Below are 26,578 nucleotides of genomic sequence, written 5' to 3' on the forward strand. Positions count from 1 at the left end.
GGCTTTTCACCCTGCTAATGGGTTTTGATATTTTCATGTAAATCATAAAGATAAAGCAATACCGGTTTATCATAAGAAATAATATATGTGTATTTTACAATTTTATTCATTTATTGGATGGTAGCCGCTGAAAGAGCCACTTGTCGGGTACGCACGTTGGATACACTGATACAACAACTGATCAACGGCGTGATGCTGGGAAGCATCTACGCGCTGATCGCGCTGGGCTATACCATGGTGTATGGCATTTTGCGCATTATTAACTTCGCCCACGGCGATATTCTGATGGTCGGCGCGCTAACCACGCTTTCAGCCATTAACGTTCTGAACAACACCTTCCCACATCTGCCGCTGCTGCTGCAGTTGGGCTTTGCGCTGCTGGTTGCCATGGCGGTCTGTGCTCTGCTGGCGATGGCTGTTGAACGCTTTGCCTACCGACGCCTGCGCAACGCGCCGCGTCTGGCACCGCTGATCTCCGGGATTGGCGTCTCAGTGCTGCTGCAAACCGTGGCGATGATTATCTGGACGCGAAATCCGCTGATGTTCCCGCAGATCCTGCCGATGGGCCCGATCGCCGTCACGTCCGGCAGCGAAGCCCATCCCCCTGCGATTGTTACCGTCACCGGCATCGTGACCGTGGCGCTGGCGCTGACCGTCATGATCGGTCTCTGGCTGTTGGTCGAATACAGCCGCCTGGGGCGCGGCATGCGCGCCGTGGCGGAAAATCCGCGCGTCGCCATGCTGATGGGCGTGAACCCGAACGCGATAATTACCCTCACGTTTGCCATCGGCGGCATCTTTGCCGCACTGGCAGGCGTGATGATGGCGAGCAACTATGGTAACGCCAGCTTCTCCATGGGCTTTCTGCCAGGGATTAAAGCGTTCACCGCCGCCGTGCTGGGCGGGATCGGCAATATTCGCGGCGCAATGATTGGCGGGATCCTGCTTGGCATCATTGAAGCACTCGGCGCGGGCTACCTGGGTGAACTGACCCACGGCGTGTTCGGCAGCAATTATCAGGATGTCTTTGCCTTCATCGTGCTGATTCTGGTGCTGGTCTTCCGTCCGGCAGGCCTGCTCGGCGAACGCGTGGCAAACAGAGCGTAAGGAACACTATGACAACCGTACAACTCCAAACGCCAACGGCGACGCGCAAGTTCTGGTCCGGCATGACGCTGTTCTGCCTCGCGCTGCTGATTGCGCCCGTGGTCGCCAGCCAGATCGGCGGCAACTACTGGGTGCGGGTTATCGACTTTGCCCTGCTTTACATCATGCTGGCGCTGGGGCTTAACATCGTGGTCGGCTACACGGGCCTGCTGGACATGGGCTTTATCGCTTTTTACGCGGTCGGTGCCTATCTGGCCGCCCTGCTTGCCTCCCCGCACCTGTCAGAGGTATTCCCGATCCTCACCGTCTGGTTCCCGGAGGGGCTGCACACCTCCTGGCTGCTGATTATTCCCATAGCGGCTCTGGTCGCCGCGGTGTGCGGCATTCTGCTTGGCGCACCAACGCTGAAGCTGCGCGGGGATTACCTGGCGATAGTGACCCTCGGCTTCGGTGAAATCATCCGCATCCTGATGCGTAACCTCGACCGTCCGGTGAACATCACCAACGGCGCAAAGGGCATTACCGGCGTCGATACCCTGAACCTGTTCGGCCTGAAGTTCAGCGGCGTATATCACTGGTTTGGTTTCAAAGTGCCCGCCCTGTGGCTGTGGTACTACCTGCTGATGCTGGTGATTGTGGCGATTGTGTTTGTCTGCCTGCGCCTGCAGCATTCGCGCATTGGTCGCGCCTGGCACGCCATTCGTGAAGATGAAGACGTGGCCCGCGCGATGGGCATCAACGTGCGCAACTACAAGCTACTGGCCTTTGCCATGGGCGCCTCGTTTGGCGGCGTGGCGGGTGCCCTGTTCGGCGCGTTTCAGGGCTTTGTCTCACCGGAGTCGTTTACCTTGCAGGAATCCATTGCCGTGCTGGCGATGGTAGTACTTGGCGGTATGGGGCATATACCCGGCGTGATCCTCGGCGCGGTGCTCCTGACGGCCCTGCCGGAGCTGCTGCGCAGCCAGGCCGCGCCCGTTCAGCAGGCGCTGTTTGGCACGGTGCTGGTCGACCCGGAAATTTTACGCCAGCTGTTCTACGGTCTGGCGCTGGTGCTGGTGATGCTGGTTCGTCCTTCAGGTATCTGGCCGGTGCGCCACAAGGAGGTGAAAGCATGAGCCTGTTAACTGTACGCAATATGTCCAAGCGCTTCGGCGGGCTGACCGCCGTGGATGACGTTTCGCTCACCGTGAATAAAGGCGAAATCTACGGCCTGATTGGCCCTAACGGCGCGGGCAAAACCACCTGCTTCAACCTGATTACCGGGCTCTATCCGGCGGACAGCGGTGAGTTCACCATTGCCGATAAGCCCTATTACCCGAAACAGATTGAAAAAGTCACCGCCGCCGGGATCGCCCGCACGTTTCAGAACGTCAGGCTGTTTAACGAGATGTCGGTACTGGAAAACGTCATGGTGGGCCGGCACGTGCGCACCCGCAACGGTTTATGGGCGGCGCTGAGCCGCAACGGGCGCGCCCGTAAAGAAGAAGCCGAAACGCGCGAGCTGGCGTGGCACTGGCTGGAATACACCGGCATTGCAAAATTTGCCCACTATCGTGCCTGCGACCTGGCCTACGGGCATCAGCGACGTCTCGAAATTGCCCGGGCGCTGGCAACGGATCCGCTCCTGCTGGCGCTGGACGAACCCGCCGCCGGGATGAACGCGGCGGAAAAAGTGGCACTCGGTGAACTGCTGTCGCGTATTCGTGACGACGGCAGAACCCTGCTGATGATCGAACACGACGTCAAGCTGGTGATGGGCATCTGCGATCGCCTGACGGTGCTTGATTACGGCAAAACGCTCGCCAGCGGCACGCCAGAGAGCGTGCGTCGCGACCCGGCAGTGATTGCCGCCTGGCTTGGAGGCAGCGCCCATGTCTGAATTACTGAAGGTTGAACGTCTGGACGTGCATTACGGCGGTATTCAGGCCGTACGCGATGTCTCTTTTACCCTGCACGAAGGCGAACAGGCTACGCTGATCGGCGCGAACGGCGCGGGAAAAAGCTCCACCGTGCGCGCCATCACCGGGCTGGAAAACTTTAGCGGCAGTATTGAATTCAACGGTAAAACGGTACGTAAGCGCAGGCCCGAATCCTTGCTCCGGGATGGGTTAGTCATGGTCCCGGAAGGACGAGGGATCTTCGCCCGAATGACGGTACTGGAAAACCTGCAGATGGGTGCCTGGCTCAGGCGTGACACTGTCACCATCAGGCAAGAGATGAATGACATTTTCGAGCGCTTCCCGCGCCTGGGGGAGCGCCAGCATCAGCTCGCTGGCCTGCTTTCCGGCGGTGAGCAACAGCTGCTGGCGCTTAACCGCGCCCTGCTAAGCCGCCCGCGCCTGCTGATCCTCGACGAGCCGTCGATGGGTCTGGCCCCGAAGATGGTGGAGAACATTTTTGCCGTTATCGGCGGCCTGCGTGAACGCGGCGTCGCCCTCCTTCTGATCGAGCAAAACGCCAGGCTCGCGCTTGAAGTAACCGACAGCGCGTGGGTGATGGACAGCGGCAGCATTGTCCATCATGGCGAGTCAAAAGCGCTGCTCAATGACGACCAGATTGCACAGATTTACCTGGGCGAAATGCCCGTTTAACCACACCAGCCAACATCAGGGAAATATAATGAAAACAGTAAAAATCAGTGTGCTCAGCGCCGCTATTCTCCTCAGCGGTTTTGCCTCGACGGCCGCGTGGGCCGCTGGCAGCGAAACCGTGACCATCGGCCTGGCGGGCCCACTCACCGGCCCGTCTGCCCGTATCGGTAAAGATCTGGAAAACGGTGCGCAGCTGGCCATTGACGACATCAACAAGCAGCACCCGACCATCGGCGGCAAAGCGGTGACTTTCAAACTGCAGTCCGAAGACGATCAGTCTGACCCGCGTACCGCCGTTGCCGTGGCGCAACGTCTGGTGGACAGCGGCGTGGCGGGCGTAGTTGGCCACTGGAATACCGGCACCAGCATTCCTGCCGCGCGCGTTTATCACGATGCGGGCATCGCACAGGTGGCTCCGGTAGCGACCGGGCACGCCTATACCAAACAGGGCTTCGACACCAGCTTCCGCGTAATGGGCCATGACGATGACGGCGGACAGTTTGCTGGTCAGTACGCGGTCAATACGCTGAAAGCCAAACGTATTGCGGTGATCGACGACCGTACCGCCTTTGGTCAGGGTCTGGCGGACGAATTTATCAAATCGCTGGAAGCTCAGGGCGTGAAGATTGTCGACCGTCAGTACGTCGATGATAAAACCGTGGACTTCAGCGCCGTGCTGACCGCCATTCGCAGCAAAAACGCCGATCTGATCTTCTTTGGCGGCGTCGACAGCCAGGCTGCACCGCTGGCGCGCCGTATCAAACAGCTGGGCATGAACGCCACGCTGATGGGCGCAGGCGGCTTCGTCAGCCAGACGTTCCTTCAGCTGGCGCAGAAAGAAGGCGAAGGCGTTGTCGCCCTCGAACCGGGACTGCCGGTTGAGAAAATGCCGGGCGGTAAGGCGTTTGAGCAGGCCTACCAGGCGCGCTACCACACGCATATTGAACTGCACGCCCCGTTCGCCTATGACGCCACCCGCGTGCTGGTTGCGGCCATGGAAAAAGCCGACTCCGTCGATCCGACCGAGTATCTGCCTGCCCTGCGCGCCATCAGCTATTCGGGCGTGACCGGACAGATCGCGTTTGATAAAGAAGGCAACCTGAAATCACCGTCGTTCACGGTCTACAAAGTCGTTGACGGCAAGTGGCAGCCGCAGACCGTGCTGGGCGGCGCGAAAGACAAGTAACCGCAGTGAGGCAATGTGATGAGTGATAATAATGAGCTGGGCATTCTCGCCCGCCGCAAAATTGAAGCAGAAATTATTAAGCCAATCTATGAAATCCTGGTGCGGGAGATAGGAAAAACCCGCGCACAGGCGGTCATTGGCGAGGCCATTGAGCAGGCCGCGATTGACGCAGGCAAAGCGTTTGCCAGCAAAGAGCCCGACGGCGCGGACGTAAAGAGCTTTATCGCCCTGCAGTATCTGTGGGAGAAAGATAATGCCCTTGAGGTTAAGGTGATCGACGCCGACGACCAGCAGTACAACTACAACGTGACCCGCTGCCGCTACGCCGAGATGTACCACGAGATGGGGCTGGGTGAAATCGGTCACCTGCTTTCCTGCGCGCGCGATGAGAAATTTATTGTGGGCTACGCGCCGGACGTGGAGCTGACGCGCACCACCACCATCATGCAGGGCGGCTCATGCTGTGACTTCCGCTACCGCAGTAAAAAGGACACGGCATGATTCGGGTCAACGCTGAGCGTCTGTGGACAACGCTGGAGATGATGGCGCAGATCGGCGGCACTCCCGCCGGTGGCGTTACCCGTCTGGCCCTGAGCGAGGAGGATCGCATCGCGCGTAACCTGCTTCGCGACTGGGCGCTGGAGGCGGGCCTCACCTGCGACGTCGACAGCATGGGCAATATGTTTATTCGCCGCGCGGGTACAAACCCAGCGCTTGCGCCGGTGATGACCGGCTCGCACGTCGATTCGCAACCCCTCGGCGGCAACTACGATGGTATTTATGGCGTGCTGGCCGGACTTGAGCTGCTGCGGACGCTGAACGATAACAACGTACAAACCGAGCGCGACATTGTGCTGGTGAACTGGACCAACGAGGAAGGCGCGCGCTTTGCCCCGGCGATGCTCGCATCAGGCGTTTGGGCAGGCCAGCTTTCGGAAGATTTTGCCTACGCCCGGATGGACAGCAAGCGAGTAACGGTACGCGAGGCGCTTGAGACGATCGGTTATCGCGGCGAAATCCCGGCCCGCGCTTTTCCGGTCCACGCCTGCTATGAACTGCACATTGAGCAGGGACCGATTCTGGAAGATGAATCCATCGATATCGGTCTGGTGCGTGCGGCCATGGGCCAGCGCTGGTTTACCCTCGCGCTGGAGGGTTTCGCCGCGCATGCGGGCACCACGCCCATGCACAGCCGACGCGATGCGTTAACCGCGTTTGCCGAGCTGGCGCTGAAGGTGGAAGAGATTGGTTATCGGCATGCGCCGGACGGTCGCGCAACGATCGGCATGGCGGAGATCATACCGAACTCGCGAAACGTGGTGCCGTCTCGCGTCGTGTGTAGCGTGGAGTTCCGCCATCCGGAGCAGGATGCGCTGGAAGCGATGGAGGTGGCGCTGCATCAGGCTGCGGAAAGCCTGGCCGCCCGTGGCGTGACGGCTAACGTCGAGCGCATTTTTGACTACGCGCCGATTGCGTTTAACGCGGCGTGTCTGGCCCGCACGGAACGCGCCGTGGCGGCGCTGGGCTACTCGTCTAAACCGATGGTTTCGGGTGCCGGGCATGACACCTGTTATGTCAGCAAAATCGCCCCGGCCAGCATGATCTTTATCCCCTGCGAGAAAGGCATCAGCCATAACGAAGCGGAAAGGATCCTGCCGGAGTGGTCAGAGAAAGGGGCCAACGTGCTGTTGCACAGCGTGTTGGCCGCCGCGCAGGAAATCTAAGCCATTACCTCTCCCACAGGTCTAAGGACGGCTCCCTCTCCCTTGAGGGAGAGGGCTGGGGTGAGGGGGAACATACGGCTCTGGTGGACATTCCGTTCACTTTATGTTCCTTGCTACTCTGTAACGACATGACCGGTGAACGTGCCAGGGTGGCTCAGTCGCCACCACCCTGGCGACCCGGGCTCCCGGCGGTAAATCGCCGCTTCGCGGTGCCCTCGGCTTATTCCTTCCGGCTTGTCGGGGACGGGCGGAGGCAACGTCCATGTAAAGCCCGCCCTCTCGGCGCATCCCTGCGCCTCGCCCCGGCCGGAATGCAAACGCCTCAGCGATTTACAGCCGGACCAGGTCGTCGCTGTAAGTCATTAATTATCCTGAAACAACATTCATCGCTTCCGGTTAAAAAACTACTGGGGATCAGCCCACAGGGAGAGGGGACAAACCGGGTGGGTTTTACGGCTTCGGCACCTTCGCCAGGCTAAACCAAATCCCTGTCGCAAGCATCAGCAGCATCGCTCCCGCGCTGCCGAGCGCTACGCTGTGGGAGGTGATAAACGCCGTTTTCGCCGCCTCAATCACCGACTCCGCCAGTGACGGTGCCAGGTCCTGCGCCACCTTCACCGCTTCACCGATAGATGACGAGGCTTTATCTGCAAGCGACGGGTTCAGCCCCTGCGGCAGCTCAATCGACGCCGAGAAGCTGCGGGTTAACAGCAGGCCGAAAATGGCGATCCCCAGCCCCGCGCCCAGCTCGTAGGACATGGTTTCAATCGCCCCTGCAGCAGCCGCTTTCTCTTTTGGCGCAGCGGCCATAATCGCAGAGGTCGAGGCCAGCAGCGCGCTGGCCGCGCTAAAGCCGAGCAGAACCATCAGGGCAGACGCCAGCAGCTGCTGAGTGCTGAAATCCAGCATCGACAGGCCGATAAAACTGACCGCGCTCAGACCCATCCCCCCTGCCGCCACAAGACGCAGACCGAGACGTCCCACCAGTACACCCGCTATCGGGCCGCTAAACCCGCTGGCCACCATCAGCGGCAGCATAAACATGCCCGCCTCAAACGGCGTGAAGCCATGTACAAACTGCAGCTCCTGCGCCATCAGCAGTTCAAACCCCACCAGCGCGATCATCGCCGTCATCGCCATCACCACGCCGCTTAAAATGATGCGGTGGCAAAACAGGCGCATGTCGATCATCGGCACGCGGGCGCGGAGCTGAATGCGCACGAAAATAAACAGCATTACCGCGCCAGTCAGCAGCGTACAGGCCACCAGCCACGGCGACAGCACGCCTTTCAACGCGGTTTTGGCGCTGTAGACCAACAGTAAAATCGCCACGATCAGCATGATCGCATGGCTAATGTTCAACGGCTGCTCAGGCCGCCCCTGCTGCCGGGGAACAAAACGCGCCGCAAGCGTGACAACAATAAGCACGATTGGCACGTTGATCAAAAACACTGACCCCCAGTAGAAGTGTTCCAGCAACATACCGCCAATCAGCGGACCAAACGCCGCCCCGCCTGATCCCACGGCCGCCCAGACGCCGAGCGCGATGTTGCGATCCTTCGCGTCGACAAACAGCGTGCGGATCCCTGCAAGCGTGGCCGGAATTATCATCGCTGCGCCTATTGCCAGCGAGGCGCGCGCCGCAATCAGCCAGCCCGCAGAAGGCGCAAACGCTGCCGCCAGCGACGACAGGCCAAACAGCGTGCTGCCAATCATGAGCAATCGTTTAAAACCAATGCGGTCACCCAGCGCCCCCATTGGCAGTACCATTCCCGCCATCACCAGCGAGTAAATGTCGATGATCCACAGCAATTCATTGCCGCTGGCGCCCAGCGTCATGCTCAATGTCGGCGCCGCCACGTGCAGCACCGTCGCGTCGATCGCCACCGGGATATACACCAGCACGATAATCACTAACGCTAACCACTGACGAAACATAAATTTCCTTTTCTTTTAAAACATGGACACATGTCCAGGATGCGATCCTACGTAAAGTTGAACGCATGTCCAGCTTTTTGTTACACTCGTTTCGCCCCCATTGAGAGTGAGAAAAACATGCGTTATCTGAGCAAGGACGAGCGGCGTGAAGCCATCCTACAGGCCGCCATGCGCGTGGCCCTCGCCGAAGGACTGGCGGCCATGACGGTGCGCCGTATTGCCGCAGAAGCCAGCGTGGCGACAGGACAGGTTCACCATCACTTCACCTCCGGGGGAGAGCTAAAGTCGCTGGCCTTTGTTCGCCTGATCCGCGAGCTGCTGGATGCCGACGCGTTGGACGAAAACGCCAGCTGGCGCGAGCGGCTGCATGCCATGCTCGGCAGCGATGACGGCAGGTTTGAACCCTACATTCGTCTGTGGCGTGAAGCCCAAATTCTGGCCATTCGGGATGCCGAAATAAAAGGCGCTTACGTACTGACAATGGAGATGTGGCACCAGGAGACCGTTGCCATTATTCGTGCCGGGGCGGACGCCAGCGAATTTACGCTGACTGACCGTGCAGAAAATATTGCCTGGCGTTTGATAGGGCTGGTGTGCGGGCTGGACGGCATTTACATATTAAATATGCCGGAGATGGACGACGCGGCCTTTAATAAGCATCTCGATAAACTCATTTCGCTGGAATTGTTTTAATACCCCTTCTGGAGTATTAATTCTCGTGCATTTTACAATTAGTAACACATTAAGCGCCCCCTTAATCCCATTCTAATCTCCGGGGTTCGCTTTTTTATCTATCCTTTCAGATGTATCCCAAAACATCCAATAAACTCTAGTCCCCACTCTTATTTATCTTTTTGTTTTCACTTCGTTTTTCTCTCCATTATGGCAAGCAAGAGGGCGATATGTCACCACAAAGTGAAAAGAGTAACCCGCATCTTTTAAGAAACTGGAAACCTGAAAACGCGCAATTTTGGGAGAATAAAGGCAAACATATCGCGCAAAGAAATCTGTGGATCTCGGTGGCATGTTTACTGCTGGCCTTTTGCGTATGGATGCTGTTTAGCGCAATCGCGGTCAATCTCAATAAAGTCGGATTTAATTTCACCACCGATCAACTTTTTATGCTAACGGCATTACCTTCTCTCTCCGGCGCGATATTGCGCGTCCCCTATTCGTTTATGGTACCCATATTTGGCGGACGATACTGGACGGTATTGAGTACCGTCATCCTGATTATTCCCTGCGTCTGGCTGGGAATTGCCATTCAGACCACCGCGACGCCTTACTGGGTCTTTATCGTGATTGCCCTGCTCTGCGGCTTTGCAGGTGCCAACTTTGCCTCCAGCATGGGCAACATCAGCTTCTTCTTCCCCAAGGCAAAACAGGGTAGCGCGCTCGGCATTAACGGCGGGCTCGGCAACCTGGGCGTCAGCGTGATGCAGCTGGTCGCACCGTTGGTGATATTTCTGCCGATGTTCACTTTCCTCGGCGTGCACGGCGTGCCGCAGGAAGATGGCTCGACGATATGGCTGGCCAATGCAGCATGGATCTGGGCGCCGCTGCTGCTGCTGGCAACCCTTGCGGCTTTTTTTGGCATGAACGATATAGCCAGCTCTAAGGCTTCTATTGCCAGCCAGCTCCCGGTGCTGAAGCGCTTTCACCTCTGGCTGCTGAGCCTGCTCTATCTGGCGACCTTCGGCTCGTTTATCGGCTTCTCGGCGGGTTTTGCCATGCTGTCAAAAACTCAGTTTCCAGATGTCAACATCCTGCACCTCGCCTTCTTTGGTCCACTTATCGGTGCGCTGGCCCGTTCAGCAGGCGGGATGATCTCTGACAAACTGGGCGGCGTGCGGGTCACGCTGATTAACTTCGTCTTTATGGCCGTCTTTAGCGCCCTGATCTTCCTGACGCTGCCCGGCTCTGGCTCCGGCAGCTTTGTCGCGTTCTATCTGGTCTTTATGGGACTGTTCCTCACCGCCGGGCTGGGCAGCGGATCCACCTTCCAGATGATCGCGATTATTTTCCGCCAAATCACTCTCGACCGCGTCAAAAAGCAGGGCGGCACGGACGAGCAGGCGCAGCACGAAGCGGTGACGGAGACCGCCGCCGCGCTGGGCTTTATCTCCGCTATCGGCGCCGTTGGCGGGTTCTTCATTCCCAAAGCCTTTGGCACCTCGCTGGCGATGACCGGATCGCCGGTCGGCGCCATGAAGGTGTTCCTCGTGTTTTACATTGTCTGCGTGCTTGTTACCTGGCTGGTGTATGGCCGCAAATCCGCAAAAAAAGAATAACTACACGTCCGAAGCAGGAGAAATGTCATGAGCAAACTGTTGGATCGCTTTCGTTATTTCAAAACAAAGGGGGACAGCTTCGCCAACGGGCACGGGCAGGTATACCACACCAACCGCGACTGGGAGGACAGCTACCGTCAGCGCTGGCAGTTCGACAAGATTGTGCGCTCCACCCATGGCGTAAACTGTACCGGCTCCTGCAGCTGGAAGATTTACGTCAAAAACGGCCTGGTGACCTGGGAAACCCAGCAGACCGACTATCCGCGCACCCGCCCTGACCTGCCCAACCACGAGCCGCGCGGCTGTCCGCGTGGGGCGAGCTACTCCTGGTATCTCTACAGCGCCAACCGTCTCAAATACCCGCTGGTGCGCCGCACGTTAATTGAGCTCTGGCGCGAGGCGCTGGCGCAGCATACCGATCCGGTGCTGGCCTGGGACGCCATCCAGAGCGATCCGCAAAAAGCGCAGAGCTACCGGCAGGCGCGCGGACACGGCGGATTTATCCGCTCGAACTGGAAAGAGCTGAACCAGCTGATCGCCGCCGCCAACGTCTGGACCATCAAAAATTATGGCCCGGACCGCGTGGCGGGTTTCTCCCCTATCCCGGCAATGTCAATGGTCTCCTACGCCGCCGGCACGCGCTATCTTTCCCTGCTGGGCGGCACCTGCCTGAGCTTCTATGACTGGTACTGCGACCTGCCTCCGGCTTCGCCGATGACCTGGGGCGAACAGACCGACGTGCCGGAGTCCGCCGACTGGTACAACTCCAGCTATATCATTGCCTGGGGCTCGAACGTGCCGCAGACCCGTACCCCGGACGCCCACTTCTTCACCGAGGTGCGCTACAAAGGCACCAAAACCGTCGCCATCACGCCGGACTTCTCGGAGGTCGCGAAGCTGAGCGACCAGTGGCTGGCCCCCAAACAGGGCACCGACAGCGCCCTCGCGATGGCGATGGGCCACGTGATCCTCAAAGAGTTTCACCTCGATAACCCCAGCGACTACTTCCTCAACTATTGTCGCCGCTATACCGACATGCCGATGCTGGTGCTGCTCGACGAGCAGGAAGACGGTCGCGAGGTACCGGGACGAATGCTGCGCGCCTCGGACCTTGTCGACGGGCTGGGTGAAGCCAATAACCCTGAATGGAAGACCGTCGCCTTTGACATTGCCGGGAACCTGGTGGTGCCAAACGGATCGATTGGTTTCCGCTGGGGAGAAAAAGGCAAATGGAATCTGGAGCCGCAGGCTGCGGGCCACGAAACCGAACTGACGCTTTCTTTGCTCGTTACCCACGACAGCGTTGCCGACGTCGCCTTCCCCTACTTTGGCGGCAACGAAAATCCACATTTCCGCAGCGTGAAGCAGGAGCCAGTGCTGACGCGCCGCGTGCCGAGCAAAACCCTGACGCTCGCCGACGGCAGCGAGAAACGGGTGGTCAGCGTTTACGATCTGGTGCTGGCTAACTACGGTCTCGATCGCGGTCTGGAAGACAACAACGCAGCAGCACACTACGGTGAAATCAAAGCCTACACCCCGGCCTGGGGCGAGCAGATTACCGGCGTGCCTGCTTATCTGATAGAAAAAATCGCCCGCGAGTTTGCCGATACGGCGCACAAAACGCACGGTCGTTCGATGATCATTCTGGGTGCCGGGGTGAACCACTGGTACCACATGGACATGAACTACCGCGGGATGATCAACATGCTGGTCTTCTGCGGCTGCGTCGGGCAGAGCGGCGGCGGCTGGTCACACTATGTCGGCCAGGAGAAGCTGCGCCCACAAACCGGCTGGCTGCCGCTGGCCTTCGCGCTGGACTGGAACCGTCCGCCGCGCCAGATGAACAGCACTTCCTTCTTTTACAACCACGCCAGCCAGTGGCGCTACGAGAAGCTGACCGCGCAGGAGTTACTCTCCCCGCTGGCGGACGCCTCGAAATTCACTGGCCACTTGATCGACTTCAATGTCCGCGCGGAGCGTATGGGCTGGCTGCCGTCGGCCCCGCAGCTCAACCTTAACCCGCTGCACATTAAAGCCCGCGCGGAGGCGGCGGGCATGACGCCGCAGGAGTACACCGTACAGGGGCTCAAATCCGGTGACGTGCGTTTCGCCTGCGAGCAGCCCGACAACGGTAAGAACCATCCCCGCAACCTGTTCGTCTGGCGCTCTAACCTGCTCGGCTCGTCCGGGAAAGGCCACGAGTACATGCTGAAATACCTGCTCGGCACCGAGAGCGGCATTCAGGGCGAGGATCTCGGCTCTACCGATGACGTGAAGCCTGAAGAGGTGGAGTGGCAGACCGCCGCCATCGAGGGCAAGCTCGACCTGCTGGTCACGCTTGACTTCCGCATGTCCAGCACCTGTCTGTTCTCGGACATCGTTCTACCCACCGCCACCTGGTATGAAAAAGACGACATGAATACTTCGGATATGCATCCGTTTATTCATCCGCTCTCCGCCGCCGTCGACCCGGCGTGGGAGTCCCGCAGCGACTGGGAAATCTATAAAGGCATCGCAAAAGTCTTCTCCGAGGTCTGCGTCGGGCATCTGGGCACCGAAACCGACGTGGTGCTGCAGCCGCTGCAGCACGACTCTCCGGCGGAGCTCTCCCAGCCATTTGATATTCAGGACTGGCGCAAAGGCGAATGCGATCTGATCACCGGCAAAACCGCGCCGAACATTGCGGTCGTCGAGCGTAACTACCCGGAAACCTACGAACGCTTCACCTCTCTCGGTCCGCTGATGGATAAGCTCGGCAACGGCGGAAAAGGCATTTCATGGAACACGCAGAACGAGGTCGATTTCCTCGGCAAGCTGAACTACGTCAAGCTCGAGGGCCCTGCGAAAGGCCGGCCGCGCATTGAAACCGCTATTGACGCCTCCGAGGTGATCCTCGCTCTGGCACCGGAAACCAACGGTCAGGTGGCGGTGAAAGCCTGGGAAGCGCTCGGCGAACTGACCGGGCGCGATCACACCCATCTGGCGCTGAACAAAGAAGACGAGAAGATCCGCTTCCGCGATATCCAGGCGCAGCCGCGCAAAATCATCTCCAGCCCGACCTGGTCCGGACTTGAGAGCGAGCATGTCTCCTACAATGCGGGCTACACCAATGTGCACGAGCTGATCCCGTGGCGTACCCTTTCCGGTCGTCAGCAGCTTTATCAGGACCACGCGTGGATGCGCGCCTTCGGAGAGAGTCTGGTGGCCTACCGTCCGCCGATTGATACCCGAAGCGTTACCCATATGCGCGAGATCCCGCCAAACGGCTTCCCGGAAAAAGCGCTGAACTTCCTGACGCCGCACCAGAAATGGGGCATCCACTCCACCTACAGCGAAAACCTGCTGATGCAAACCCTGTCGCGCGGCGGGCCGATTGTCTGGATCAGCGAAACCGACGCCCGCGAGCTGGGCATTGAGGACAACGACTGGATCGAAGCCTTCAACGCCAACGGCGCCCTCACCGCCCGCGCGGTGGTCAGCCAGCGCGTGCCGCCGGGCATGACCATGATGTACCACGCCCAGGAGCGCATCCTGAACATTCCGGGTTCAGAGGTGACCGGACGGCGCGGCGGGATCCACAACTCGGTGACCCGCGTTTGCCCTAAACCGACGCACATGATCGGCGGTTACGCGCAGCTGGCGTACAGCTTCAACTATTACGGCACCGTCGGCTCCAACCGCGACGAGTTCATCATGATCCGCAAAATGAAAAACATTAACTGGCTGGATGGCGAAGGTCGGGATCAGGTACAGGAGGCGAAAAAATGAAAATACGCTCACAGGTTGGCATGGTTCTGAACCTCGATAAATGCATTGGCTGCCACACCTGCTCGGTCACCTGTAAGAACGTCTGGACCGGGCGTGAAGGCATGGAGTATGCGTGGTTTAACAACGTCGAAACCAAACCGGGGATCGGCTACCCGAAAAACTGGGAAGATCAGGATGAGTGGCAAGGCGGCTGGATCCGCGGCATTACCGGCAAGCTAACGCCGCGCCTCGGCGGCAAAATGGGTGTGCTGTCGAAAATTTTCGCTAACCCCGTCCTGCCGCAGATTGACGATTATTACGAGCCCTTCACCTTTGACTATCAGGATCTGCACCGCGCCCCGGAGGGCGATCACCTCCCTACCGCCCGTCCGCGCTCGCTGATTGACGGCAAGCGGATGGACAAAATCGTCTGGGGGCCCAACTGGGAAGAGCTGCTGGGCGGCGAGTTCGAAAAACGCGCCCGCGACCGCAACTTCCAGAAGATCCAGAAAGAGATGTACGGCCAGTTTGAAAACACCTTCATGATGTACCTGCCGCGCCTGTGCGAGCACTGCCTGAACCCCAGTTGTGCCGCCACCTGCCCGAGCGGCGCGATTTACAAGCGTGAAGAGGACGGCATTGTGCTGATCGACCAGGATAAATGCCGCGGCTGGCGTCTGTGCATCAGCGGCTGTCCGTACAAGAAAATCTACTTCAACTGGAAAAGCGGCAAATCAGAAAAATGCATCTTCTGCTATCCGCGCATTGAATCCGGCCAGCCGACCGTCTGCTCGGAAACCTGCGTCGGGCGCATCCGCTATCTCGGCGTGCTGCTGTATGACGCGGACCGCATTGAAGAGGCGGCCAGCACCGAGCATGAAACCGATCTGTACGAGCGCCAGTGCGACGTGTTCCTGAATCCAAACGACCCGGCCGTGATTGAAGAAGCACTGAAACAGGGTATTCCGCAGAACGTGATTGACGCCGCCCAGCGCTCGCCGGTCTATAAAATGGCGATGGACTGGAAGCTGGCCCTGCCGCTACATCCGGAGTACCGCACCCTGCCGATGGTCTGGTACGTGCCGCCGCTGTCACCGATTCAGTCCTACGCTGATGCGGGCGGCCTGCCGCAGAGCGACGGTGTCCTGCCTGCCGTTGAAAGCCTGCGCATTCCGGTGCAGTATCTGGCGAACATGCTCAGCGCGGGCGATACCGGCCCGGTGCTGCGCGCCCTGAAGCGCATGATGGCGATGCGCCATTACAAACGTTCCCAGACCGTGGAAGGCGTGACCGATACCCGCGCCATTGAAGAAGTGGGCCTGACCGAAGCGCAGGTTGAAGAGATGTATCGTTATCTGGCCATTGCCAATTACGAAGATCGCTTCGTGATCCCGACCAGCCACCGTGAAATGGCGCGCGACGCCTTCTCGGAGAAAAACGGCTGCGGCTTCACCTTTGGCGACGGCTGCCACGGCTCCGACACCAAATTCAACCTCTTCAACAGCAGCCGCATTGACGCGATTAACATCACCGAGGTGCGCGAACACGGGGAGGGAGAATAATGCAAATCCTCAAAATCATCGCGCTGCTGATCGAATATCCCGATGAAACCCTATGGGATAGCCGTGATGAAGCGTTTTCGTTGATTGAGCAGGACGCGCCCACGCTGCTGCCGTTTACCCGGCAGCATCTGAACGCCCCGCTGCTGGATAAACAGGCCGAGTGGTGCGAGGTTTTTGAGCGCGGTCGCGCAACGTCGCTGCTGCTGTTCGAGCACGTTCACGCTGAGTCCCGCGATCGCGGTCAGGCGATGGTCGACCTGATGAGCCAGTACGAGAAAGCCGGGCTGCAGCTCGACTGTCGTGAGCTGCCGGATTACCTGCCGCTCTACCTGGAATACCTCAGCATCGTCACCGACGATGAAGCTCGCGAAGGATTACAAAACGTCGCGCCGATCCTGGCGCTGATTGGGGGACGTCTGAAGCAGCGCGGCGTGGCGCATTACCAGCTATTTGACGCCCTGCTGGCGCTGGCGGGTACGCGGCTTTCCAGCGACAGCGTGGCGACACAGGTGTCCAGTGAAAAACGGGATGATTCCCGCCAGGCGCTGGACGCCGTCTGGGAAGAGGAACAGGTCAAGTTTATCGAAGACAACGCCACATCGTGCGACAGCTCGCCGATGCAGCAATATCAACGACGCTTTAGCCAGGACGTCGCGCCGCAGTACGTGGACGTCAGCGCCGGAGGCCCAAAATGACACACTACCTGAACGTGTTTTTCTATGACATTTACCCCTACATCTGCGCCACCGTCTTTTTCCTCGGCAGCTGGTTGCGCTACGACTACGGGCAGTACACCTGGCGCGCCTCGTCGAGCCAGATGCTCAGCAAACGCGGCATGAACTGGGGCTCGAACCTGTTTCATATCGGGATCCTGGGGATTTTCTTCGGACACCTGTTCGGCATGTTAACCCCGCACTGGATGTACGCCTGGTTTTTACCCGTCGCGGTTAAACAGCAGTTGGCCATGATGGCGGGTGGGGTTTGTGGCGTATTGACGCTGATTGGCGGTTCTATGCTGCTTTACCGCCGCCTGTTCAATCAGCGCGTGCGCGCCACGTCCACCACGCCGGATATCATCATCATGAGTATTTTGCTGATCCAGTGCATCCTGGGCCTGACCACCATCCCCTTCTCCGCACAATATCCTGACGGGAGTGAGATGATGAAGCTGGTCGGCTGGGCGCAGGGGATCGTGACGTTTAAGGGAGGCTCATCAGAAATGCTGAGCGGCGTGGCGCCGATCTTCCGCGTTCATCTGGTGCTCGGGATGACGATCTTCCTGATCTTCCCGTTCACCCGTCTGGTGCACGTGTGGAGCGCGCCGTTTGAGTATTTTACCCGTCGGTATCAGGTGGTGAGATCGCGTCGTTGATTTTGTCGGGTGGCGGCTACGCCTTACCCGACCTACGTTCAGGTTCCTCCTGGCCCGGTAAAGCGTAGCCGCCACCGGGCTATAATCAGCCTACGGAACCTCCGGTTACCAGAGAGAGAATAAATAACAGCAACAACACTGCGACGATCAGCCCGAACGCAAGCAGCACAGCATGAAAGGTCAGCGTTAGCCCTGAGAATAGAAGTGCCCCAGAGATACCCCAACGGCTCTCCTTGCACATTCCTCCGATGAACGAAAGTCCCAGTGCCACAACAGCGAGTATAATCCCGGCGTTAAGAATAATGCTGTCGATATCAACCGTCGTTTTTTCTGTTCGGGCAGCAGGACGCTCTCCCTTTAACCCCGCAATTACCCCTTGTTTTACAGCCGAAACTTTCTCAGCAACAATAACCTCAAGCGCTGCCGGCTTTGGAGAAAACGGTCCGAATGAAAACTGAACGATTGAGAGAATGAGTGCAATTCCCCCCAAAAACATTCCCAATGAACTGAATTTATTTCGTAATACGATTTCCATATCAACATGCCTTCGAGTAATGCCGCCGCGTGGGCTGTAGGCCCGGTAAGGCGTAGCCGCCACCGGGCGATTAAGACTGAAGCATGCCGTTTTGCAGAAGAAAATTCCACCACGGAATGCCACAAACTCTATGGACCTGAAACGTGACTGGTTTTATGAAGTGCGGAAAAATTCAGAGAGATGACAGTATGTCGAGCTGCCGGTTCAGAATACGCGTCGCGGGGATTATTTCACCGATGCGCTGGCTTGGGCGACGGAGAATCTCCAGCTCGCACTCACGCTGGACTGCGTGGCGGAGAAAGCCTGCATGAGCCGACGCAGTTTTACCCGGCGGTTCCAGCAAACCACGGGGGAAAGTTTTTCGCGCTGGCTACTCAACCAGCGCATCATCGTCGCACAGCGCTATCTCGAAAAAACCGACCAGCCTGTGGATGACATTGCCGAGCGCGTCGGTTTTCCCTCGACGACCTCTTTACGCCGTCACTTTCACAATCTGCTCAATACCTCACCTTCCCGCTATCGACGCGAGTTTCGCGGCCGATAATGAAGTGAGTTATTTTCCCTGCGTTTCAAAACCCGCCATCACGGCCGTGAGCTCAGCCAGTGAAAATCCGTGTTTTGCATCGTCAACGCCCAGTCCAAAGCGTTCCTGCATCAGTCGGTAAAGCGCTTCAGCGTCCGGCAAATGGATCTGCTCCTCCACATGGCCATTTTGCCAGTGGGTAAAGTTGAAGTTGGTTAGCGTCAGCTTGCCGCCATCCGGCAGATGACGACACATCAGCAGATGGTGACGGAAATGCGACTGCGGCCAGTGCGCCGACCAGAAATTCCCCATAACGTAATCACTGAAATACTGCGTCGTCAGGTCAAACTGATACATCGACTGCCAGTGCTCGTGGTGGCGGAACTGCAGTACCCAGTCGTTACCCTCACTCAGCAGACGATACAGCCCGTGCGGCGTCTCTTGTTCTTCATTGGCAAGCAAACGAATCGGCGCCGTCAGCGTCTGGCCGCCAAACCCTACGTCGGCAATCCAGCGCTCACCGTTAAGCTCCACCAGCAGCAGGCGATGCGTGCGCGGCGGCATTTGCGGCGGATTTGCCAGAACGACGCGCCCCAGCACGCTGCGTACCGTAAAGCCAACTTCGCGCAATACGCGTTCGAACAGGCCGTTTTGCTCAAAGCAATAGCCTCCGCGGCGCGCGGAGACCAGCTTGTCGACCAGATTCTGATCCTCAAGGTGGATCTCTCGCGGCAGAACGACATCAATATTTTCAAACGGGATCGCGCCGTTGTGGTGTAAATGCAGCGCGCGCAGCATGTCGATATCAACAGCGGTTGGTTGCGTCCAGCCGATGCGAGCGAAATAGGCGGTCAGAAATGGGGACATTCATCAGTTTCCTTTGATTGCGATGTTTTGTTTATAAACTAATTTTATGCGTCCACTTTGATTTACGTGCTTTTTCGTCATACTCATCAAAGTAAATAAGGAGCCTCTATGAATCACTTTCGCCCTGTTGAATTACGTCATGCCAGCCGTCTGCTGAACCACGGTCCGACTGTGCTTATCACCAGTCGGGATGAAAGCCTCGACAGACGCAACGTGATGGCCGCCGCATGGTCAATGCCCGTTGAGTTTGAACCGCCGCGCATCGCGATCGTCGTGGATAAAAGTACCTGGTCACGTGAGCTGATTGAGCGCAGCGGGAAATTTGGCATCGTCATACCCGGCGTGGCAGCGGCCAACTGGACATACGCGGTCGGTAGCGTCAGCGGACGCGATGAAGACAAATTCAACTGCTATGGGATCCCGGTCGTGAACGGTCCTGAACTTGGCCTGCCGGTTATTGAAGAGAAATGTCTGGCGTGGATGGAGTGCCGGTTATTACCTGTAACTTCTGCGGCAGAAAAATATGACACCCTGTTTGGTGAAGTGGTTTCAGCAGCAGCAGACGAACGCGCGTTTGTCGCTGGCCGCTGGCAGTTTGACGGGGATAAGCTGAACACCCTGCATCATCTTGGTGCCGGGACGTTTGTGGCGAGTGGGAAGATTGTGAAGGCGTTGGATTGATTTTTTAAACATATGCGTCTGAATTATATAAAATTTCTATGGCATTTTATGTTTACTATTGCGTTGTGAAACGGAGGATATTTCCGGAGTTGCTGCATTAGCACTCACGCGTTAAGGAAATATCAATGTCATGGAATAAAGATGGCGCAATCTCGTATGCCAAATCACACGCCCAACCGAAGAGCACCGGTTATTGTGCTCGCTACGTCACCGAAGCGATCAGAACGGGGGAAGATTAAAAATCCCCAATACGCGTCTGGCGAAAGATATGGGCCGTACCTTGGTCAACGCTGGATTCCGCCTGGTATACGATCAACCTCATGCCGGTGACGTAGCCGTTATCCAAAATATAGTGGGTCACGATAGCGGGCACGTTTGCATATACGATGGTCAGCAGTGGATCAGCGATTTTGTACAACGCACCCTGTATCCAGGACAGGCTTACCGCAACATACAACCTCATTACGAACTGTTCAGGCATGATTAATGAAACCACTCTACTTATTACTTTTCACCCTTTCTCCGCTCGCGGTCGCAGAAAACATTTATACACCGGGCCAGGCAGCGCTTAAATTCAATCAATGGTATATCGCGCAGTTAGAACAGAACAAACCGCCCGTACTCAATCCAGACGTTATGAATGATTACGTTGCCTCTGGGACAATTGCAGCAGTTAAAGAATTGTATTCAGGCGACAGTAATGAAAAAGATATGCCCGACGCGGATATGTTTATCAAAGCACAGGACTGGGATGATGACTGGAATCAGATAACCGTCTTACATTCTGATTTTGACGCCGTTTGCACAAACGTCTATATCGCGTTTGGTAAGAAGCAAGATCATGTTGTTGCGGATTGTCTCGTTGAAGAACAAGGAAAATGGAAAGTTCGATCGGCGACGCTAATTAAGCAACAGGCATAAGCTCCCAGTCGTACTAATAAAAACACATGGTAGCCTAACGACTACCATGTGCAATTAATTAACTACTTAGAACGCCGCGAAATAATCTCTTCCGCAACATTCCGCGGAGCTTCCGCAAAATGATGGAACTCCATCGTGTACGTCGCGCGTCCCTGTGACATAGAACGCAAGGTGGTGGCGTAACCAAACATCTCTGCCAGCGGCACGTCAGCACGAATAATCTGGCTGCCGTACTGCTCTGCCATCCCCTGCACCATGCCGCGACGGGAAGAGAGATCACCCATAATATTACCGGCGTACTCTTCCGGCGTTTCCACCTCCACGTGCATCACGGGCTCCAGGATAACCGGATCCGCTTTACGCGCGCCCTCTTTGAAGCCCAGGATCGCCGCCATGCGGAAGGCCATCTCCGAGGAGTCGACGTCGTGATACGAACCAAACGTCAGGGTGGCTTTCACATCCACAACCGGATATCCCGCCAGCACCCCAGAGTTCATGGCCTCACGCAGTCCTTTCTCAACGGAAGGAATATACTCGCGCGGCACCACGCCTCCCTTGGTGGCATCTTCAAATTTAAAGCCGCTGCCCGGCTCTAACGGTTCAAGGCTGAGCACCACATGGCCGTACTGCCCTTTACCGCCGGACTGACGGACAAATTTGCCTTCGATGTCCTTCACCGCTTTACGCAGGGTTTCACGGTAGGTTACCTGTGGACGACCAATATTTGCCTCCACGCCAAACTCACGCTTCATGCGGTCGACGATGATTTCCAGATGAAGCTCGCCCATCCCGGAGATAATCGTCTGGCCAGACTCCTCGTCGGTGTGGAGACGGAAAGACGGATCTTCCGCCGCCAGACGCTGCAGCGCGATACCCATTTTCTCCTGGTCGGCCTTGGTTTTCGGCTCGATCGCCAGAGAAATTACCGGGTCCGGGAACTCCATACGTTCAAGCGTAATAACCGCATTAGGGTCGGTCAGCGTGTCACCGGTCGTGACATCTTTCAGACCCACGCAGGCCGCGATATCGCCCGCGCGCAGTTCGTCCACCTCGTGGCGATCGTTCGCATGCATCAGCACGATACGCCCGATACGTTCTTTCTTCCCTTTTACCGGGTTATACACCGCGTCGCCTTTGCGCAGCACGCCGGAGTAGACGCGGATAAACGTCAACTGCCCGACGTACGGGTCGCTCATCAGCTTGAATGCCAGCGCCGAGAACGGTTCGTCATCACTCGGATGACGTTCCGCGTGCTGCCCTTTTTCATCCACGCCATCAATGGCGGGGACGTCCAGCGGCGACGGCATCAGTTCGATCACGGCATCCAGCATGCGCTGCACACCTTTGTTTTTGAAGGCGCTGCCGCACAGCATCGGTTGGATTTCCCCGGCAATGGTGCGAATACGTAGCCCTTTAATGATTTCAGCTTCATCAAGATTGCCCGTTTCCAGGTACTTATCCATCAGTTCATCGCTTGCTTCCGCCGCCGCAGAGACCATTTTTTCGCGCCACTCTTGCGCGGTACCGAGCAGATCGTCAGGTACCGGCGCATAGTTAAACGCCATGCCCTGAGTGGCATCGTCCCACAGAATGGTGCGCATCTTAATGAGATCCACCACGCCGGTGAAATGTTCTTCTGCGCCAACCGGGATCACAATCGGCACCGGATTGGCCTTCAGGCGTTCCTGCATCATCCGCACGACGCGGAAGAAATCGGCACCCGGACGGTCCATTTTGTTGACGAACGCAATGCGTGGAACCTTGTATTTGTTAGCCTGACGCCAGACGGTTTCCGACTGCGGCTGTACGCCGCCCACGGAGTCATACACCATCACGGCACCATCGAGTACGCGCATGGAACGTTCCACCTCTATGGTGAAATCCACGTGCCCCGGAGTGTCGATGATGTTGATCCGGTGCGGCTCAAACCCCCGGTCCATACCCGGCCAGAAGCAGCTGACCGCCGCGGAGGTAATGGTGATACCGCGCTCTTGCTCCTGAGCCATCCAGTCGGTGGTTGCCGCGCCATCGTGTACTTCACCCAGCTTGTGGCTCATCCCGGTATAAAACAGGATGCGCTCAGTGGTGGTTGTTTTACCGGCATCGATATGCGCGGAGATACCGATGTTGCGATAACGTTCGAGGGGGATGGGTCGGGGCATGATATTTCCTTAAGTCTTCAAGACTGTATTGTGACGACCGGGATGGTCGTATATTCGTTCGTTTGCTATAATAGTCCTATTGTACGAGTATTATCGAACTATTTTTTAACGATTGACCTATTGTTGATATAGCTCAATCTGACATTTCACGCAGGAAAACCATGATCCCAAACCACCCCGAACCTGAACAAATACTCCTGGAAAACGTGCTGTTCGCCCTCGGCAACCCGCTCCGCCTCTCGATAATTCGCAGGCTGGCCGACGGCAGTGAACTCAGCTGTAATGCCCTTCGTCCGGAAGATGTGGTGAAATCGACAATGACACACCACTGGCGCGTACTGCGCGACAGCGGCGTTATCTGGCAGCGCCCGCAGGGGCGGGAAAATATGATTTCATTGCGAAGAGAGGATCTTGACGCCCGCTTTCCGGGGCTGATGGAGATACTTTTACAGGCGAAATCATAAGAACATGTGGGGTTTCCCCTGAAAAATGCCCCGTATAGATTTAAGGGGCATCATGTCAGCTAAGGGATTTATCTCACGTGCATACGATACTCAATCATCCCGCTTTTTTTCGCAATCCAGTCGTACAATCGTTGCCCGCGATAATTGGCTTCATGCGTATGCCAGTAAAGATGGGCGGCATGATGTTTCCTTGCTTCTTTCTGAACATATTCTATTAATTGTTTGCCAACGTGTTTGCCTCTGATGGTCTCACAGACATATAAATCTTCGAGGTAGCAGTAATCGCTCTCAGCCCAGGTCGAACGGTGAAAAAGATAATGCGCAAAACCCACTACGTCTCCATCACATCGCGCCACCACGCAGAATAGCGGTTCTACGGGGCTGAAAAATCGTTGCCAGGTTCGTTGAGTGACGGCCCCTGAGAGGTCGACATTATAAAATTCCTGGTATTTACCCCACAGTGGCATCCAGCTTTCAAAATCACGTTCTTTAACTGCCTCAACCGTCACGCTCGTATTGTTCATATTGCCTCTTTCCTTATCCGTTATTTGTTTCAGGAAGAGTGTATTTGCTGAATGGCACGTTTTTCCCCGCCAATTTTTGCCATAAATGCAGACCAATTCTTCATCCTGCTGTCCGCAATATTGCTTTAGAATCAAGAGACACAGAGGAAAAGTGGACAACGTAATGTTTAAGCACGCGCAGCTTGAAACGGTTAAAGCATGGATCATCGATCCTGCAAACGGTTCGCTACCGCTTCACGAAAGAATCCAGAGAGCGATACGGACACTGATACTGGAAGGGATCTTATCTAACGGTAAGGCCCTTCCTGCTTCACGTGCGCTGGCTATCTCACTGAGTGTTTCCCGGGATACGATTGAAGCAGCCTATTCCAGCCTGCATGCGGAAGGTTTTATTGAGCGGCAAACAGGCCGAGGAAGCTTTGTCTCTTCCAGCGCGCGGTTTTTAAAACCTCGCTCTCGACTGCGCCAGCCAACCGCTGAAACACGAAAAGCAAAACTCAGTGCCCGTGGAAAAGTCATCTATGAAAGCGGCGGGATCCGCGAATTTTCCTCACCCCGTCCGCTGGCACCCGGTATTCCTGAAACCCGCATGTTTCCCATTCCAACCTGGGAACGTCTTCAACGGCAGGTCCTGAAGGAATATCAGCACCAGATATTAGCGCAAAGCCCTCCGCAGGGTATGGAGCGCCTGCGGCGAGCAATCGTGGAATATGTCAATCTTGAGCGCGGGACACGGGCGAGTGCAGAACAGGTCATCATTCTGACAAGTTCTCAGCAGGCGCTAGCGCTCTGTTCCCACGTGCTGATGGACACCGGGGATGGCATTGTCATTGAAGATCCCTCCTATCAGGGGGCACACAAAGCGTTCAACGCCGCAGGATTGCACCGTATTCCGGTATCTCTTGATGAAAAAGGCATCTCAGTTGACGGTCTTAATTCTCTGGCCGAACCAGCCAAAGCTATCTACCTTACGCCTTCCCATCAGTATCCTACCGGGGTGACGCTCTCTCTTGACCGACGGCTGGCTGTCATTGACTGGGCAAATCGTCACTCGGCCTGGATCATTGAGGATGACTATGACAGTGAGTTTCACTACGAAGGAAAGCCTATGGCCTGTCTTCAGGGGCTGGATGCTTACCATCGGACAATTTATATCGGCACGTTCACCAAGGCCCTGTTCCCTGGGTTACGTATTGCTTACATGATCGTTCCCTCAGAGTTGACAGAGCCCCTTACCATGGCCAGGACATTAATAGATGGCCATACAGCCTCAATAAACCAATTGACGCTGGCTAAATTTTTGGAAGGTGGGCATTTTGGTGCCTACATTCGCAAGATGCGGAGCGTTTATGTTGCTCGTCGCGACAAACTGGCTAGCCTGATGGAAGAGTATCTTTCTGATTATGTTGCGTGCATAACGCCAGCGGGTGGAATGCAGATGCCTTGTCTCCTGAAGCACGGTATATCTGAGAAAGAGATTGCCGCCGCCGCTCGCCATGCGGGCGTTGATATATTAGGGCTTACCGGTTTATATGCAGGTCCCCCCGGCTCCACCGGTTTTTTGATGGGGTTTGCTGCCTATACGGAGAGGGAAATAGAAGACGCTGTAAAAAAACTGGCCGCAATTTTCCGTCTTGTTTGATGCGGTCGACTGGTCAGCGGCTGATACTCATTCCGGGCGAGCAAGGCTATAAACAGGAACCCGCCGGCTGGTCTTTGTAAGCGTATCAAAGACCTCGGTTTCCGACGTCACAATGCGCACGCCCATTCTCCTTAACCTCTGAACATCCGCCGCGATGCGCTGAATACCAAACCAGAAAAGCCCGTCGAGCGCCGTCACGGACAGCCCGTTTTCCAGCGCCAGCTTGAGTCGTTCGCGGGGCGCTTTCACCTGCAGGGCGATTTGCCGGTAAGGGACTTCATTGCATCCTGTCGCGTCACTGCGCTGGATCCGCGTTTTCAACTGATAGGTAAACTCGTCAGGTATTCCGTTGAGATCCTTTTTAAGGCTATAGACGCAGCCAAAGCGCTTGCCGTTAAACAGAACATTTTTCTGACTAAGCTGCAGCTCGTTTCTGACGCCGTCTATCAGCTGTGGCGCACGGGTGAGGAGAAGCCTGAAGGGAAGCTCGAAGCTGGTCACATAATCCACATTTAGCAGCGCGAGGCGCAAGCGCTCCTCAGCACCGGATTTTTGCTCACGACACTCTTCCAGCACCTCTGCCCACTGGCGCGTCAGGCGTTCCGGCTCGGCGGCTTCGGTAAGGAGATATTTTTCAATCTGGTAATCGACTCGGGTGGTCATAGTGGTGTATCCGGTCGCTGTGGATGGGGTAATTCTATCCAGCGCGGCGACTTTTATAAAGGGCTGAACCGCAACGGC

Annotated in this window: 24 protein-coding genes and 1 pseudogene; 18 read left to right on the top strand and 7 right to left on the bottom strand. The window is 56.8% G+C overall.

Going from position 1 to position 26,578, the window contains the following annotated elements; translation table 11 throughout:
* Nucleotides 1–156 precede the first annotated feature (156 nt).
* The 7 genes from KW829_RS00895 to KW829_RS00925 are packed head-to-tail and all read left to right on the top strand — an operon-like array spanning nucleotide 157 to nucleotide 6,608.
* Complete coding sequence (locus tag KW829_RS00895) at nucleotides 157–1,107, top strand: branched-chain amino acid ABC transporter permease (RefSeq protein ID WP_218307415.1); 951 nt, start codon at nucleotides 157–159, stop codon at nucleotides 1,105–1,107.
* Nucleotides 1,108–1,115: 8 nt separating this feature from the next.
* Nucleotides 1,116–2,222 (top strand): branched-chain amino acid ABC transporter permease, encoded by a 1,107-nt coding sequence (locus tag KW829_RS00900; protein WP_046889617.1) that lies wholly within the window; start codon nucleotides 1,116–1,118, stop codon nucleotides 2,220–2,222.
* Nucleotides 2,219–2,986: an ABC transporter ATP-binding protein gene (locus KW829_RS00905; protein WP_218307416.1), complete on the top strand. Its 768-nt coding sequence runs from the start codon at nucleotides 2,219–2,221 to the stop codon at nucleotides 2,984–2,986. The genes KW829_RS00900 and KW829_RS00905 overlap by 4 nt, the downstream gene beginning before the upstream one ends.
* Nucleotides 2,979–3,698, top strand: a complete 720-nt coding sequence (locus KW829_RS00910) for an ABC transporter ATP-binding protein (RefSeq protein WP_214605118.1) — start codon at nucleotides 2,979–2,981, stop codon at nucleotides 3,696–3,698. The genes KW829_RS00905 and KW829_RS00910 overlap by 8 nt, the downstream gene beginning before the upstream one ends.
* 28 nt (nucleotides 3,699–3,726) lie before the next feature.
* Nucleotides 3,727–4,884, top strand: a complete 1,158-nt coding sequence (locus tag KW829_RS00915) for a branched-chain amino acid ABC transporter substrate-binding protein (protein ID WP_218307417.1) — start codon at nucleotides 3,727–3,729, stop codon at nucleotides 4,882–4,884.
* A gap of 18 nt (nucleotides 4,885–4,902) precedes the next feature.
* On the top strand, nucleotides 4,903–5,385 hold the full coding sequence (locus KW829_RS00920; RefSeq protein ID WP_046889613.1) for an L-2-amino-thiazoline-4-carboxylic acid hydrolase: 483 nt from the start codon (nucleotides 4,903–4,905) through the stop codon (nucleotides 5,383–5,385).
* A complete protein-coding gene (locus tag KW829_RS00925; protein ID WP_010431421.1) occupies nucleotides 5,382–6,608 on the top strand; it encodes a Zn-dependent hydrolase in 1,227 nt (408 codons plus the stop codon). Before KW829_RS00920 ends, KW829_RS00925 begins: the two co-directional genes overlap by 4 nt.
* 450 nt (nucleotides 6,609–7,058) lie before the next feature.
* Here the strand turns inward: KW829_RS00925 and KW829_RS00930 are convergent, their stop codons facing one another.
* On the bottom strand, nucleotides 7,059–8,546 hold the full coding sequence (locus KW829_RS00930) for an MFS transporter (RefSeq protein ID WP_010431424.1): 1,488 nt from the start codon (nucleotides 8,544–8,546) through the stop codon (nucleotides 7,059–7,061).
* Nucleotides 8,547–8,663: 117 nt separating this feature from the next.
* Here KW829_RS00930 and KW829_RS00935 point away from each other — a divergent pair, with 117 nt between their 5' ends.
* The 6 genes from KW829_RS00935 to narI all read left to right on the top strand — a co-directional run bounded on the left by KW829_RS00935 (nucleotide 8,664) and on the right by narI (nucleotide 17,518).
* Entirely contained in the window at nucleotides 8,664–9,239 is a 576-nt protein-coding gene (locus KW829_RS00935; RefSeq protein WP_218307418.1) for a TetR family transcriptional regulator, read from the top strand.
* Between the two features lie 209 nt (nucleotides 9,240–9,448).
* Entirely contained in the window at nucleotides 9,449–10,837 is a 1,389-nt protein-coding gene (locus KW829_RS00940) for a NarK family nitrate/nitrite MFS transporter (protein WP_218307419.1), read from the top strand.
* A 27-nt stretch (nucleotides 10,838–10,864) separates the two neighbouring features.
* On the top strand, nucleotides 10,865–14,605 hold the full coding sequence (locus tag KW829_RS00945; RefSeq protein WP_218307420.1) for a nitrate reductase subunit alpha: 3,741 nt from the start codon (nucleotides 10,865–10,867) through the stop codon (nucleotides 14,603–14,605).
* A complete protein-coding gene (narH, locus tag KW829_RS00950; RefSeq protein ID WP_218307421.1) occupies nucleotides 14,602–16,146 on the top strand; it encodes a nitrate reductase subunit beta in 1,545 nt (514 codons plus the stop codon). The genes KW829_RS00945 and narH overlap by 4 nt, the downstream gene beginning before the upstream one ends.
* Nucleotides 16,146–16,841: a nitrate reductase molybdenum cofactor assembly chaperone gene (gene narW / locus KW829_RS00955; RefSeq protein ID WP_010431443.1), complete on the top strand. Its 696-nt coding sequence runs from the start codon at nucleotides 16,146–16,148 to the stop codon at nucleotides 16,839–16,841. The genes narH and narW overlap by 1 nt, the downstream gene beginning before the upstream one ends.
* Nucleotides 16,838–17,518, top strand: coding sequence for a respiratory nitrate reductase subunit gamma (gene narI, locus KW829_RS00960; protein WP_100166583.1), 681 nt, complete (start codon nucleotides 16,838–16,840; stop codon nucleotides 17,516–17,518). The genes narW and narI overlap by 4 nt, the downstream gene beginning before the upstream one ends.
* A gap of 85 nt (nucleotides 17,519–17,603) precedes the next feature.
* On the opposite strand, the gene KW829_RS00965 is transcribed toward narI, so the two are convergent.
* Nucleotides 17,604–18,053 carry a hypothetical protein gene (locus KW829_RS00965; RefSeq protein WP_010431448.1) on the bottom strand — a complete coding sequence of 150 codons (450 nt, stop codon included), beginning with the start codon at nucleotides 18,051–18,053 and terminating at the stop codon, nucleotides 17,604–17,606.
* A 184-nt stretch (nucleotides 18,054–18,237) separates the two neighbouring features.
* On the opposite strand from KW829_RS00965, the pseudogene KW829_RS00970 reads away from it, so the two are divergent.
* Nucleotides 18,238–18,597: pseudogene (locus KW829_RS00970) on the top strand (helix-turn-helix domain-containing protein); the annotation flags it as partial.
* A gap of 9 nt (nucleotides 18,598–18,606) precedes the next feature.
* Here KW829_RS00970 and nhoA read toward each other — a convergent pair.
* Nucleotides 18,607–19,443, bottom strand: a complete 837-nt coding sequence (nhoA, locus tag KW829_RS00975; RefSeq protein WP_010426133.1) for an N-hydroxyarylamine O-acetyltransferase — start codon at nucleotides 19,441–19,443, stop codon at nucleotides 18,607–18,609.
* A gap of 108 nt (nucleotides 19,444–19,551) precedes the next feature.
* Between nhoA and KW829_RS00980 the strand changes: the two genes are divergently transcribed.
* A complete protein-coding gene (locus KW829_RS00980) occupies nucleotides 19,552–20,124 on the top strand; it encodes a flavin reductase family protein (RefSeq protein WP_010426134.1) in 573 nt (190 codons plus the stop codon).
* Nucleotides 20,125–20,359: 235 nt separating this feature from the next.
* Here the strand turns inward: KW829_RS00980 and KW829_RS22980 are convergent, their stop codons facing one another.
* The gene (locus tag KW829_RS22980) at nucleotides 20,360–20,605 is read right to left on the bottom strand and encodes a hypothetical protein (RefSeq protein ID WP_324292037.1); all 246 of its coding nucleotides are present in this window, start codon (nucleotides 20,603–20,605) and stop codon (nucleotides 20,360–20,362) included.
* 5 nt (nucleotides 20,606–20,610) lie between these two features.
* Here KW829_RS22980 and KW829_RS00990 point away from each other — a divergent pair, with 5 nt between their 5' ends.
* A complete protein-coding gene (locus KW829_RS00990; protein WP_010431452.1) occupies nucleotides 20,611–21,045 on the top strand; it encodes a DUF3828 domain-containing protein in 435 nt (144 codons plus the stop codon).
* Between the two features lie 62 nt (nucleotides 21,046–21,107).
* Here the strand turns inward: KW829_RS00990 and fusA are convergent, their stop codons facing one another.
* Entirely contained in the window at nucleotides 21,108–23,207 is a 2,100-nt protein-coding gene (fusA, locus tag KW829_RS00995; protein WP_010426139.1) for an elongation factor G, read from the bottom strand.
* A gap of 161 nt (nucleotides 23,208–23,368) precedes the next feature.
* Between fusA and KW829_RS01000 the strand changes: the two genes are divergently transcribed.
* Nucleotides 23,369–23,671, top strand: a complete 303-nt coding sequence (locus KW829_RS01000; RefSeq protein WP_010426140.1) for a helix-turn-helix transcriptional regulator — start codon at nucleotides 23,369–23,371, stop codon at nucleotides 23,669–23,671.
* 68 nt (nucleotides 23,672–23,739) lie between these two features.
* On the opposite strand, the gene KW829_RS01005 is transcribed toward KW829_RS01000, so the two are convergent.
* Nucleotides 23,740–24,195 (bottom strand): GNAT family N-acetyltransferase, encoded by a 456-nt coding sequence (locus KW829_RS01005; RefSeq protein WP_010426143.1) that lies wholly within the window; start codon nucleotides 24,193–24,195, stop codon nucleotides 23,740–23,742.
* A gap of 163 nt (nucleotides 24,196–24,358) precedes the next feature.
* Here KW829_RS01005 and KW829_RS01010 point away from each other — a divergent pair, with 163 nt between their 5' ends.
* A complete protein-coding gene (locus KW829_RS01010) occupies nucleotides 24,359–25,837 on the top strand; it encodes a PLP-dependent aminotransferase family protein (RefSeq protein ID WP_218307422.1) in 1,479 nt (492 codons plus the stop codon).
* Between the two features lie 27 nt (nucleotides 25,838–25,864).
* On the opposite strand, the gene KW829_RS01015 is transcribed toward KW829_RS01010, so the two are convergent.
* Entirely contained in the window at nucleotides 25,865–26,500 is a 636-nt protein-coding gene (locus tag KW829_RS01015) for a helix-turn-helix domain-containing protein (protein ID WP_010426145.1), read from the bottom strand.
* Nucleotides 26,501–26,578 lie beyond the last annotated feature (78 nt).

Origin of the sequence: Enterobacter sp. ENT02 (assembly GCF_019219165.1) — a bacterium.
Lineage (GTDB): Bacteria > Pseudomonadota > Gammaproteobacteria > Enterobacterales > Enterobacteriaceae > Enterobacter > Enterobacter mori.